Genomic DNA, 12,074 nt, shown 5'->3' on the forward strand with positions numbered 1-12,074 from the left:
TGTGGCTACCCAAAACCTTAGCCCCGCCCTGCCGTCCCCCGCACACCCCATGGCCAACCCCGGCTACGGGAAGCGCGGAACTCCGGACCAGGAGCCCCTCCGGCGCGACAGCTTCGCGCACCTTCCCCTCCGTGCGCGCTACCTCGCCGGGTTCGTCGACGCGCTCCCCGAGAACGCCGCGATGGACGCCAAGACCCTCGCGAAGGAACAGCCGCTCTACGGGCAGATGGCCGTGCGCACCGCGCTGAAGGAGCTGACCGCCGCCGGACACCTGCGCCGTGTGCGCCGGGCCGCCGCGCAGGAGGGCGGGGCCGTTCGCTGGGTCTCGGAGACCTACTGGTCCCGCACCGCGCGCAGTGACGCGTGGTGGGTCCGGTTCCTGGGCGGAGACGTGCCCGAGCCGGACCGCCCGGCCGCCCCTGAGCCGCCCGCGCCCCGCAGCGAGGCCTACCGCGTGCTCGCGCAACTCGGGCTGCGCGAGCCGAGGCTGACGCTCTCCGCCGCCGACTGCACCGCGCTCGAAGACCTCGCCGGGGCCTGGCTGGCCCGCGATCCCTCCCCGCACCACTTCACCGACGCGGTGACCGCCGGACTCCCCGCGATCGTCCACGCGCCCCGCGCCTTCGTCGCCCGCCGCCTGCGCGACAAGCTGCCGCCGCAACGGCCCGCCTTCGGCCGGGCGGAGGGGAGCGTGCCGGGCGGCCCGGGGCGGCGCACGCTCGTGGAATGCACGGACTGCGGCCGCCCGGGCCCGGCCGAGGCCCTGCCGAGCGGCCTGTGCCGGCCGTGCCGTACGGGATCGACGAGGGAGGGATGATCGCCCGCGGCTGGCGCCCGGTGGGCCGCGCTCATGCCACTCGCGCAGCGCCCGCGAACGGCATCTCGTCGATCGGGGCGATGCGGACCGGGGCGCTCGGGTTCGGGGCGTGGATCATCTTGCCGTTGCCGATGTAGAGGCCGACGTGGCTGATGCCCGCGTAGAAGAAGACCAGGTCGCCGGGCTGGAGTTGGGAGCGGGCGATGCGGCGGCCCGCGTTGATCTGGGTGTAGGTCGTGCGGGGCAGGGCGACGCCCGCGGCGCGGTACGCGGCCTGGGTCAGGCCGGAGCAGTCGTACGCGTTCGGGCCGGTCGCGCCCCAGACGTAGGGCTTGCCGAGGGCCCCGTAGGCGTAGGAGACGGCGGCCGCGGCGCGGGAGTCGGGGGCCTCGGCAGGCGTGTCCGGGGTGGCGCGCGGGTCGGAGCGGTTCGCGCGGGTGGCGGCCGGGGCGGGGTCGCGCTCGGCCGGGGTGAGGCGGTCCAGGAGGCGGCGGGCCTCGCCGAGTTTGCGGGTCACCGTCCGCTTCTCGCGGGCGAGTTCGGCGCGGCGGGCCTTCAGCCGGCCGAGTTCGCCGTCGGCGCGCTCCCGGAGCTGGTCGATCTCGCGGAGCTCCTTGCGGACCCGGGTGATCGTGGCGGCCTGCCGGGTGCCGGCCCGTTCGGCGAGGGCGGCCTGGTCGAGATAGTGGTCGGGGCGGGAGGACAGCAGGAGCTGGACGGACGGGTCGATGCCGCCGGTGCGGTACTGGGCCGCGGCCGTCGCGCCGAGCGCCCGGCGCTGGGTGCTGAGCGCGGCCGTGCGGCGGGCGGCCTCGTCCTGGAGCGCGGAGACCTTCTTGCGGGCCTGGCCGGCCTTCTCCTTCGCGCCGTTGTACTTCTCGGTGGCGACCTCCGCCTCCTGGTAGAGCCGGTCGACCTTCGCCTTCACCTGAGCGGGGGTGAGGTCCGGCTCCGCGTGCGCCGTCCCGCTCTCCAGAGCGGTGGCGGCGGTCGCCGCGGAGGCGAGCGCGAGGGTGGCCGCGGTACGGGCCGTATGACCGCTGAGCGAGCGCTGTCTGGGCTTGCGATGCGCTGCCGGCACGTTCAGCCACGTCCTTTCGGGTCGTCCTGCACGCACTGCTTCGTGCGGTGCCGGGGCGCGTCCCCGTGCGGAGGGGGCGCGTCCGGCGGCGGCTCGCACAGGGGGAACGGGCCGCCGCCGGACCTTTCCCGGCGGGGTGACCGACTGCCACCCCTGGCGGGGCGGCGGTGGGGAGCCGGTCACCTGAGGAAGGACGCTAAACCTCGGCGTAACGGGTTGGTATCGGACTGTCCCCAACTGGCCTCTTTGTTGCGGACCGTGGCGGAGTGTGACGCTCCGTTGTCCGTGCGTGTTCGCGGGGGAGGGTGCCGGAGGCCGGACGGCGCTTGGCTAGGCTCCGCCTCATGGACGTACTCATCCACCTCTTCGTCGGCCTCCACATCATCGGCATCGCCGCGCTCCTCGGCGGCTTCCTGTCGCAGATGACGGCCCTGAAGCAGGGCACGGCCCGCATCACGAAGGGCATGCTGCACGGCGCGCTGACGATGCTGGTGACCGGCGTCGCCCTCGTCGGCCTCAACCAGGCCCAGGACTACAGCATCGACAACATCAAGATCGGCGTGAAGCTCGCGATCCTGATCGTCGTCCTCGGCATCGTCTACGTGAAGCGCGACGACGAGAAGGTGGACAAGGGCCTGCTCATGGCGGTCGGCGGGCTCACCATGGCGAACATCTTCATCGCCGTCCTGTGGACCTGAGCGCCCCCGTCGCCCCGGCCGCCCTGGCCGACCCGACCGACCTGAGCGCCCCGGCCGCCGTCACGAGCCACGCCGCGACCGCGATCCACACCAGCACCCGGCCCGGCCCGTGCAGCCATCCCGTCTCCACGGCGACCCCGACGGTGAGCGTGGCCACCGCCGTCATCCCCATCGGGAACACGGTCGACCAGCGCCGCACGTCGTAGGCGAGACGCGGCCGGACCAGTTCGGCCACGCACAGGACGACGTACCAGGTCAGGTCGAGGGCGAGGAGCAGCCCGGCCAGGAACCGCAGGACGTCGGTGTTCTCGTCGTTCCACAGGCCGCCGGCGCGCCCCGCGAGCACGAGCCGGGCCGCCGCGAGCGCCGAGATCGCGAGCGCGCCGCCCACCACCCAGTGGTCCCCGGCGCCCGTGAGCACCTGCCGCAGGTCGAAGCGGACGAACGCGGCCGCGTAGACCACCAGCCCGCCGAAGAAGAACACCAGGGCCGCGTACCCCAGCCACGCCACGTGCGCCGCCGCGCTGAGCGTCGCCCCGAGCACCGCGATGCTCTGGGTCGCGACGCAGGTGATGAAGACGCCGCCGGGCATGCGCGGGCCCCAGTGGCGCACGACGAACACGAACAGCACCGGCCACAGCAGCACCGCGGCCCCGAGCAGCACCTCGCCCGCCGTCAGCCACCCCTCCAGGGTGAGCCGGGTGCCGAGCACCGACGTCGCGGCCACCGCGGTCAGGGCCGCGGGCGTGTCCGCGTCGTGCTCCCAGCGGCTGCGGTCGCGCAGCAGCCGGCCGCAGAACACGAGCCCGAGCAGCACCCACAGCGCCACGTCGAGCACCAGGAACACGGCGGACAGCACGTCCACGCCGAGCAGGTGCAGCCCCACCGACACGATCCCGGTCGCCATGACGGCGGCGCCGGCCGCGGGCGGGATCAGCGACCAGGGCGTTCGGGTCCCGGGCGCGTCCGGGCGGTCGTCGCGGTGCACCGCCCGAACGTAACCGGCGGTGCGGTCAGGCGGGCCGCACCACGCTGTGGATCGACGCCGTGCCGTCGTAGTAGATGGACTCCTCGCGCACGTACGCGCCCGGCTTCGGGGCGTGCACCATCATGCCGTCGCCCATGTAGAGGCCGACGTGGCTGATGTCGTCGTAGAAGAAGACCAGGTCACCGGGCTGGATGTCGGACAGCGGGACGGTCGTGCCGACCTCCACCTGGTCCCACGTGGTGCGCGGCAGCGAGATCCCGGCCGACTTCCAGGCCGCCTGCGTCAGCCCCGAGCAGTCGTACGAGTCCGGGCCCGTGGCCCCCCACACGTACGGCTTGCCCTCCTGCGACTTCGCGAACGCGAGGGCCTTGGCCGCCTTCGTCGCGTAGTCCGACGAACCCGAACCGGTGCCCGTCCCCGTGCCGGACCCGGAGCCCGAGCCCGACGAGGAGCCCGAGCCGTCCTGCTGCTCCTTCTCGCGCGCCGCCTCCTCGGCCTTGCGCCTGGCCGCCTCGTCGGCCTTCTGCTGCGCGGCGAGCTCGGCGGCCTTCTTCGCGGCCGCCTCCTGCTTCTTCTTCTCGATCGCCGCGAGCCGCGCCTTCTCCTCGGCGGTCAGCTTCGAGAGCAGCTCGCGGGCGTCGGACAGCTTCGTCTGGACGTCCTTCTTGGACGACTTCAGATCGGTCTGCGAGGTGGTGAGCTGCTTCAGGCTCTCCTGCGCCTCGGTGCGCTTCTTCGCCGTCGCGCGCTGCTGCTCCTGGTAGTCGTCGACCGCCTTCTTCTGGCGCGTGGTCAGCCGGCTCATCAGCTGGTCCTGCGCGAAGTAGTCCTCGGGGTTGTCCGCGAGGAACATGGTCGCGGTGTCGCTGACCCCGCCGGTGCGGTACTGCGCGGCGGCGAACTGCCCGAGCTCCTGGCGCGCCGTGTTCATCTTCTCGGTGCGCTGCGCGATGTCGTCGAGGAGCTTGTCGACCTGCTTCTTCTTGCCGGCGGTCTGTTCCTTGGCCGAGTTGTACTTCTGGGTGGCGACCTCGGCCTGCCGGTAGAGCTTGTCGACCTTCTTCTGCACCTCTTCGAGGCTGGGCTTCGCGGGCTGCGGCGCGGCCTGGGCCGTCTGCGACAGCAGGGCGACGGAGGTGAGGGCGGCGGTCGTGATGCCGACCGCGGGGGTCGTCCTCAGACCGCCGGTCATCCGGGAGCGGGTGCGCGGCTTGCGGTGCGACGCCAAGGCTGGCGACTCCTTCCGTGGTCCGCCTACCGGGTTAGCTGTCGGGTTCGGGCCGGTGGTACGAGTCGTACGCGTCGAACGGAAGGCTGCCCTACGGCCAACCACCCGGCGCTGCCGGGCTGTTGACCGATTCACCCCAAAGGTCGGTGGGTCCCCGGTTTCCTGCCTCTCGGCGTACGGAACTCGGCGGGGGCTGCCCGCTCGCCGCGTTGTTCGCGTCGGGGGGACGGGCTGCCCGCGCAGCACCGTAGCCAACTCGTGTTGCTGCTGTGAAGGTTGATGTTCGATATGCCCGATACATTTTCGTGACCATTTTCGTGATCTCCGTACGGGCCGGTGGTGGGCGGCGCTTTCGTCACCGTAGGTGAGACGGGAAACGCAAAGGGTGGTCTCCGTGAAGGTGACCGCGGGCTGTCGGTGGGGCCGCCTAGACTCGGAGAGCGATGAGCAGCCTCTTTGACGACAGCTTCCTGGCCGGACTCCAGCCCCACGCGCAGGAGCCCCCGCCGCCGCCCGAGGACCCCGAGCACGACGGGGCCCCCGAGCCGCTCCCGGACGACCTGTTCGGGGGGAAGTTCGACGCGCCCGTGGACCGGGACACGCACTACCGCGACGGGGCGCCGCGCCCCGCCCTGGACCCGGCGTCCCTCCTGGAGGGGTTGAACGAGAACCAGCGGGCGGCGGTCGTGCACGGCGGCTCCCCGCTGCTCATCGTCGCGGGCGCAGGCTCCGGCAAGACCCGTGTCCTCACGCACCGCATCGCGCACCTGCTCGCCGAGCGCCGGGTGCACCCCGGCCAGATCCTCGCGATCACGTTCACGAACAAGGCCGCGGGCGAGATGAAGGAGCGCGTCGAGGCCCTCGTGGGCCCCCGGGCGAACGCGATGTGGGTGTCGACCTTCCACAGCGCCTGCGTGCGCATCCTGCGCCGCGAGTCCAAGAAGCTCGGCTTCACGTCCTCGTTCTCGATCTACGACGCGGCCGACAGCAAGCGGCTCATGGCCCTGGTCTGCCGCGACCTGGACCTGGACCCGAAGAAGTTCCCGCCGAAGTCCTTCAGTGCCAAGATCTCGAACCTGAAGAACGAGCTGATCGACGAGGAGGACTTCGCCGCGCAGGCCGCCGACGGCTTCGAGAAGACCCTCGCCCAGGCCTACGCGATGTACCAGTCGCGGCTGCGCGAGGCCAACGCCCTCGACTTCGACGACCTGATCATGACGACGGTCAACCTGCTGCGCGCCTTCCCCGACGTCGCCGAGCACTACCACCGCCGCTTCCGGCACGTCCTCGTCGACGAGTACCAGGACACGAACCACGCGCAGTACGCCCTGGTCCGCGAGCTGGTCGGCACGGCCGCCGTCCACGACGCCGAGGTGGACGCGGGCCTCGACGCGCCGCCGCGCGAGGACGACCTCGGCCCCGCCGAGCTGTGCGTCGTCGGTGACGCCGACCAGTCGATCTACGCCTTCCGCGGCGCCACGATCCGGAACATCCTCCAGTTCGAGGAGGACTACCCGGACGCGACGACGATCCTGCTCGAACAGAACTACCGCTCGACCCAGACCATCCTCTCCGCGGCCAACGCGGTCATCGAGCGCAACGAGTCGCGCAGGCCCAAGAACCTGTGGACGAACGCGGGCGCGGGCGCCCGGATCACCGGCTACGTCGCGGACACCGAGCACGACGAAGCCCAGTTCGTCGCCGACGAGATCGACCGGCTGACGGACGCCGGGGACGCGAAGGCGGGCGACGTCGCCGTCTTCTACCGGACCAACGCCCAGTCCCGCGTCTTCGAAGAAGTCTTCATCCGCGTCGGCCTCCCCTACAAGGTCGTCGGCGGCGTCCGCTTCTACGAGCGCAAGGAGGTCCGGGACGTCCTCGCCTACCTGCGCGTGCTGTCGAACCCGGAGGACTCCGTCCCGCTGCGCCGGATCCTGAACGTGCCGAAGCGCGGCATCGGCGACCGCGCCGAAGCCATGATCGACGCCCTCTCCCAGCGCGAGAAGATCTCCTTCCCGCAGGCGCTGCGCCGGGTCGACGAGGCCTACGGCATGGCGGCCCGCTCGGCGAACGCGGTGAAGCGGTTCAACACCCTGATGGAGGACCTGCGTACCATCGTCGAGTCCGGCGCGGGCCCGGCGACGGTCCTGGAGGCCGTCCTGGAGCGCACCGGATACCTCGCCGAGCTCCAGTCCTCGACCGACCCGCAGGACGAGACCCGCATCGAGAACCTTCAGGAACTCGCCGCCGTGGCGCTGGAGTTCGAGAAGGAGAACGCGGACGCGGCGGACGCGGCTGACGCGGCGGGCGCGGCAGGTGCGGCGGGCGCGGCCGAGGGCGGCGAGGACGGTGCGGACGGTGCGGGTGCGGAGGGCGCGGCCGGGACCGCCGGAGGGGGCACGCTCTCGGACTTCCTGGAGCGGGTCGCGCTCGTCGCCGACTCCGACCAGATCCCCGACGAGGACGACGACGGCAGCGGCGTCATCACCCTGATGACCCTGCACACCGCCAAGGGCCTCGAGTTCCCCACGGTCTTCCTGACCGGCCTGGAGGACGGCGTCTTCCCGCACATGCGCTCCCTCGGCCAGACCAAGGAGCTCGAGGAGGAGCGCCGGCTCGCCTACGTGGGCATCACGCGCGCCCGCGAGCGCCTCTACCTGACCCGTTCCTCGATGCGCAGCGCCTGGGGCCAGCCCTCGTACAACCCGCCGTCGCGGTTCCTGGAGGAGATCCCGGCCGCGCACCTCGACTGGAAGCGCACCGGCCCGGCCACCCCGTCGGCCACCTCCGGGCGCGCGGGCGGCGGGATCGGCGGCGGGATCGCGGCCTCGCTGTCCTCGTCGCGCTCGCGGACCACACCCGCGTTCGCGACGCGCCGGGCGAGCGAGAAGCCGGTGGTGTCGCTGGCCGTGGGCGACCGCGTCACGCACGACCAGTTCGGACTCGGCACGGTCGTCGGGGTGAACGGCCAGGGCGACAAGGCCGAGGCGACGATCGACTTCGGCGACCCGAAGCCCAAGCGGCTCCTGCTGCGGTACGCGCCGGTCGAGAAGCTCTGACAGATCAGGTGGGGTCGAGGCCGTGGCTGCGCAGCCACGGCAGCGGGTCGACCGCGGCGCCGCCGCCCGGGTGCACCTCGAAGTGCATGTGCGGGCCGGTCGAGTTGCCCGAGTCGCCGGACGTCGCGATGACGTCACCGGCCTTCACCGGTCCGCTCAGCACGGTGTGCCGGGACAGGTGGCAGTACCAGGTCTCGGTGCCGTCCTTCGCGGTGACGATCGCCATGTTCCCGTACGCGCTGTTGAACTGGGTGCGCACGGTGCCGTCCGTCGCCGCCATCACCGGGGCGTAGGAGACGGGGAAGTCGATACCGGTGTGCGAGGACATCCAGTTGATCCCGGCCTGGCCGAAATAGGCGCTGAGCCCGTGCTGCTTCACCGGCAGGGCGAACTTGGGGCGGGCCGCCTCCTTGCGGGCGGCCTCCTCGGCGGCCTTCTTGCGCTCCGCCTCCTGCTTCGCCTTCAGGTCGATGCGCTCCTGCGTGCGGCTCGCCCGGTCGGCGAAGTCGCCCGCGTCCGCGGAGAGGCCGCGCAGCTGGGTGTCCAGCTTGTTGTTCGCGACGGAGGGCTTCACCGTCTGGACGTCGGGCGCCGCCGCGGCCTTCGTCTCCTTGGCGTCGTCCCCGCCGAGCAGGTTCGATCCGCCGACGGAAGCGGCCGCGACCCCGGCGACGCCGATCGCGCAGACCGAGGGCACGGCGACGGTGAGGAGCGCGGAGCGCTTGGCGGGGGTCCGGCGACGGCTCGCGGCGCGGCCGCCGCGCGGGGCGGGGCGAGCGGGCGTACGGGGCTCGTCGGCGCGGGCGGCGGCCTCCGGCTCCCAGGGGTTGGGGTGCTCCGCGTCGTACTGCGGCTGCGCGTCGTCCTCGCGGTCGGACTCCGCCGCGTGCTCGGCGACGGCGTCCTCGGGGGTGTACTGGTCGGGCACGTACTGGTCGGGCACGTGCGCATGACCCTGATCGTGCGCGTCGAGCGGGGTGTCCGCACCGGCGGAGTTCCACGCGGTGGCGTCGTGGGCGCCGGTGTCGTACGCGGGGTCCTGGAGCAGCACGGAGCTGTCGAAGGTCTGGGTCTCGAAGACGGCCTGGGCGTCAAAGCTCTGGGTCTCGAAGGCCTGCGCGTCAAAGGCCTGCGCGTCAAAAGTCTGGGTCTCGAAGGCCTGGGTCTCGAATGCCTGGGTCTCGAAGCCGGTCTGCGCCGGGAAGGTCTGCGTCGCGAAGGCCTCGGCCTGAAGGGCCCCGGTCCCGAACGCCCCGGTGTCGAACGCCGTGCCGGTCTCGAATGTCCCGGTCCCGAACGTCTGCGTCTCGAAGCCCTGGTGGGGAAGGTGCACGAACGCGGCCTCGCCCTGCTGCCCGTCGTGGCCCTGCGTCTCCCACTGCCCCGTCTGCTGCTGCCCGTACCCGGCACCGTCCCAGGATCCGGTGTCGTAGCCACCCGTCTCGTACGAGGATGCGTACGGCTGGGCGGTGGCCGCGTACTGCCCCTGCTGGTGCTGCCCGTCCGCTGCGTACCACTGCCCGGAGTCGTGCACCTGGCCGTAGGAACCGGTGTCGTAGGTGCCGGTGTCGTAGGTACCGGTGGCATAGGTACCGGTCGGGTAGGCGCCGGTGGCGTACGGGTCGGCGGAGCCGGCCATGTCACCGAAGAGCGGGTCGGCGGCGAAGCTGGTCGTGGAGTAACCGTCGTGGGCCGCGTCGTGCGCGCTCCCCGACGGATGACGGTCGTTCACCAACTTCTCTTTCGCCTCGACAACAGGGGCTGCCAGAGCAGTGCGGCGACTGTACCCGGCGGTACGAGCGCACGACAATCTTCGGCAGGTTTCCTGGCCCCAGGAAACGGGCAATCGGCCGTCTTTCGGTGAACGGCGGGCACAGCCTTGGCGATGAGTTCGAGAAACGTTCGACGCCACCGGGGATCCGGGGGAGCCCGGGACATGCACGTACGTCTCGCTATGGGGGAGTTGCGCATGCGGGGGCCGTCCGGGATCGAACACAGCCCCCTGTTCGGCCTGTGGCCGGACAGTCGTCAGGCCACGGTCAGGCCGCCGCGCGTGTCGGCGGTGCCGGTCGCCGCGCCACCCGCCTGATCCGCGGCCAGGGCCTCACGGACCGCTGCCGTGACCGCCGGATGCACGGGGAGCGCGAGGTGCCCGATACCCGTCACGCGCACGTTCTCGGCGATGAGATCCGGGTGGTCCACGCAGGCCGTCTCCAGCGGGACCATGATCTGGTCGAGGTCGCTCCAGAAACTCACGAAGCGCGTGCGGCACCCCGGCGCCGGCTCCCTCAGCTCCTCGACGACCGAGGACCCCGGACGCATCTGCCGCACGATCGGGTGGGCGTCCGCGAACGGGGCGACCCGGGTCCCGCTGTGCGGGGTGCCGAGCGTGACGACGGTGCGCACGCGGCGGTCGCCGCCCAGCCGCTGCACGTAGTAGCGGGCGATGAGACCGCCCAGGCTGTGCCCCACGATGTCGATCCGCTCCTGGCCGGTCCGCTCGCACAGTTCCTCCACCTGCCGGCCCAGCAGCGCGGCCGCCGCCCTGACGTCACTGGTCAGCGGGGAGTAGTTGAGCGACTCGAGGTGGCGGGTCCCGTGCTCGCTCAGGGCGCGGCGCAGCAGGACGAAGACCGAACGGTTGTCGATGAAACCGTGCAGGAGCAGCACCGGCGGGCGCTCAGGCGTCGCCGCGGGCACCGCGGCCTGGTCCGCCCCGGGCCCCGGCACGCGTCCGGTTCCCTGCGCCGGCCGGCGCTCCGGGGCGAGACCTGAGGGGTAGAGCACGAGGTGCCCGGCGAGGATCGCCAGCTCCAGCGCGGTCGCCTTGAGCAGCACCGCCGAGAGCCCACCCTGCGGGAGGCCGGGCAGCAGACGCCGAGGAAGGGCCCGAAAGGGCAGGTCGGCGAGTGCCGCGAGGGTGGTCAGGGCCGAGCCCGCGACGGTGGCCGGATCGGAGGTCGTCTGCGGGATCGGGGCCGGGCCTGCGTCAGGGGGCGTGGCCGGGCTGCTGTCCGTGGCCGTGGTCTTCATCGGTCGACCTCCCGTCGGCACGTGGGAGGACGTCTCCGTCCCCCGTGTGCACTCATGGGAGCCGGACGAGGACGAGACGGGCCGGTGAGGCGGTGGGGCCCCGGTCGAGCGGGGCTGCGTCCCGGCCCGGCGGCTCCGGGCCGGTGGCGCCGGCGCCCTGATCACCGTCAGCCACCGTGGTCACCGTCTGCCACCGGGTCGCCGCGCCGTGCGGCTGGCGGCGCGGTGACACGGTGACCTCGCTGCGACTCCCCGCACGCCGGGCCCGTACGGGGCGGACGGTCCGCCCGGAACGGTCGCGACGCGCAGTGAACGTGTCCCACGTGTGATTTCCCCCTCGCTCCCCACCGCGAAACTGCCGGGTACGGGATGCTGGCGATAACGTTCGTTCACTTCGGGTGCTCGGAACCGGGTATCCGCAAGCGGGGATCCGGCTACGGATGCCCGGAACCCGGGTCGGTCCAGAGCCCCGGGGATCAGTCACTTCATGGAGGCAGTGATGGGTGTGGCAGCCGGTCCGATCCGCGTGGTCGTCGCGAAGCCGGGGCTTGACGGCCACGATCGCGGGGCCAAGGTGATCGCGCGCGCCCTGCGGGACGCCGGCATGGAGGTCATCTACACGGGCCTGCACCAGACCCCCGAGCAGATCGTGGACACGGCCATCCAGGAGGACGCCGACGCGATCGGGCTCTCGATCCTCTCCGGCGCCCACAACACCCTGTTCGCCCGCGTCATCGAACTGCTCGCGGAGCGGGACGCCGCGGACATCAAGGTCTTCGGAGGCGGCATCATCCCCGAGGACGACATCGCTCCCCTGAAGGAGAAGGGCGTCGCGGAGATCTTCACGCCCGGTGCGACGACGGCGGCGATCGTGGAGTGGGTCCGCAGCCACGTCCGCGAACCAGCCACCTGACCCACCCCGGCCCGGCGCCCAGTGCCCGGCGGCCCAGCCCCGGTGCCCCGCGGCCCAGCGCCCCTCCCCGGCGGCCCGGGGCTCAGAGCCCCGCCCGGGAGCGTCGCCCCCGAGGGGACCTGCCGCACGGCCCCGGTCACGCGACCCGTCGCCCCGCCGCCTTGGGCAGTCTGCCGCCTGGGGCGGCACGGGTGGGCAAGGCGGCACCCCAGCGCGGGACGCGCCTCTCGACCGGGCCCGCGCCACGGCTCCCCGCC

The 12,074-nt window shown here is 72.5% G+C and carries 10 protein-coding genes and 1 riboswitch; of the genes, 4 read left to right on the plus strand and 6 right to left on the minus strand.

Annotated elements, in window-relative coordinates; all coding sequences use genetic code 11:
* Positions 1 to 49 precede the first annotated feature (49 nt).
* Entirely contained in the window at positions 50 to 817 is a 768-nt protein-coding gene (locus GTW43_RS30345; RefSeq protein ID WP_161305194.1) for a hypothetical protein, read from the plus strand.
* A 31-nt stretch (positions 818 to 848) separates the two neighbouring features.
* On the opposite strand, the gene GTW43_RS30350 is transcribed toward GTW43_RS30345, so the two are convergent.
* Complete coding sequence (locus GTW43_RS30350; RefSeq protein ID WP_161305195.1) at positions 849 to 1,898, minus strand: C40 family peptidase; 1,050 nt, start codon at positions 1,896 to 1,898, stop codon at positions 849 to 851.
* A 344-nt stretch (positions 1,899 to 2,242) separates the two neighbouring features.
* On the opposite strand from GTW43_RS30350, the gene GTW43_RS30355 reads away from it, so the two are divergent.
* Entirely contained in the window at positions 2,243 to 2,596 is a 354-nt protein-coding gene (locus tag GTW43_RS30355) for a hypothetical protein (RefSeq protein WP_161305196.1), read from the plus strand.
* Here GTW43_RS30355 and GTW43_RS30360 read toward each other — a convergent pair.
* Together GTW43_RS30360 and GTW43_RS30365 are read right to left on the minus strand one after the other, a co-directional pair.
* On the minus strand, positions 2,574 to 3,584 hold the full coding sequence (locus GTW43_RS30360; protein ID WP_343246165.1) for a tellurite resistance/C4-dicarboxylate transporter family protein: 1,011 nt from the start codon (positions 3,582 to 3,584) through the stop codon (positions 2,574 to 2,576). The two genes, GTW43_RS30355 and GTW43_RS30360, sit on opposite strands and share 23 nt — an antisense overlap.
* A 25-nt stretch (positions 3,585 to 3,609) precedes the next feature.
* Complete coding sequence (locus GTW43_RS30365) at positions 3,610 to 4,812, minus strand: C40 family peptidase (RefSeq protein WP_202502140.1); 1,203 nt, start codon at positions 4,810 to 4,812, stop codon at positions 3,610 to 3,612.
* Positions 4,813 to 4,819: 7 nt separating this feature from the next.
* Positions 4,820 to 5,011: riboswitch (cyclic di-AMP (ydaO/yuaA leader) on the minus strand.
* Positions 5,012 to 5,255: 244 nt separating this feature from the next.
* On the opposite strand from GTW43_RS30365, the gene GTW43_RS30370 reads away from it, so the two are divergent.
* The gene (locus tag GTW43_RS30370; protein WP_161305197.1) at positions 5,256 to 7,871 is read left to right on the plus strand and encodes an ATP-dependent DNA helicase; all 2,616 of its coding nucleotides are present in this window, start codon (positions 5,256 to 5,258) and stop codon (positions 7,869 to 7,871) included.
* 4 nt (positions 7,872 to 7,875) lie between these two features.
* On the opposite strand, the gene GTW43_RS30375 is transcribed toward GTW43_RS30370, so the two are convergent.
* The 3 genes from GTW43_RS30375 to GTW43_RS38560 all read right to left on the minus strand — a co-directional run bounded on the left by GTW43_RS30375 (position 7,876) and on the right by GTW43_RS38560 (position 11,079).
* Complete coding sequence (locus tag GTW43_RS30375) at positions 7,876 to 9,603, minus strand: peptidoglycan DD-metalloendopeptidase family protein (RefSeq protein ID WP_343246166.1); 1,728 nt, start codon at positions 9,601 to 9,603, stop codon at positions 7,876 to 7,878.
* 296 nt (positions 9,604 to 9,899) lie between these two features.
* A complete protein-coding gene (locus tag GTW43_RS30380; protein ID WP_202502141.1) occupies positions 9,900 to 10,904 on the minus strand; it encodes an alpha/beta fold hydrolase in 1,005 nt (334 codons plus the stop codon).
* A 52-nt stretch (positions 10,905 to 10,956) separates the two neighbouring features.
* A complete protein-coding gene (locus tag GTW43_RS38560; RefSeq protein WP_272922578.1) occupies positions 10,957 to 11,079 on the minus strand; it encodes a hypothetical protein in 123 nt (40 codons plus the stop codon).
* Between the two features lie 324 nt (positions 11,080 to 11,403).
* Between GTW43_RS38560 and GTW43_RS30385 the strand changes: the two genes are divergently transcribed.
* Entirely contained in the window at positions 11,404 to 11,817 is a 414-nt protein-coding gene (locus GTW43_RS30385) for a cobalamin B12-binding domain-containing protein (RefSeq protein WP_161305198.1), read from the plus strand.
* The last annotated feature ends 257 nt before the right edge of the window (positions 11,818 to 12,074 follow it).

Source organism: Streptomyces sp. SID5785 (genome assembly GCF_009870065.1).
In the GTDB taxonomy this organism is placed as follows: domain Bacteria; phylum Actinomycetota; class Actinomycetes; order Streptomycetales; family Streptomycetaceae; genus Streptomyces.

Coding starts and splice junctions, on each gene's coding strand:
- GTW43_RS30385 (WP_161305198.1), top strand. CDS start 11,404: ATGGGTGTGGCAGCCGGTCCGATCCGCGTGGTCGTCGCGAAGCCGGGG.
- GTW43_RS30355 (WP_161305196.1), top strand. CDS start 2,243: ATGGACGTACTCATCCACCTCTTCGTCGGCCTCCACATCATCGGCATC.
- GTW43_RS30345 (WP_161305194.1), top strand. CDS start 50: ATGGCCAACCCCGGCTACGGGAAGCGCGGAACTCCGGACCAGGAGCCC.
- GTW43_RS30370 (WP_161305197.1), top strand. CDS start 5,256: ATGAGCAGCCTCTTTGACGACAGCTTCCTGGCCGGACTCCAGCCCCAC.
- GTW43_RS30380 (WP_202502141.1), bottom strand. CDS start 10,904: ATGAAGACCACGGCCACGGACAGCAGCCCGGCCACGCCCCCTGACGCA.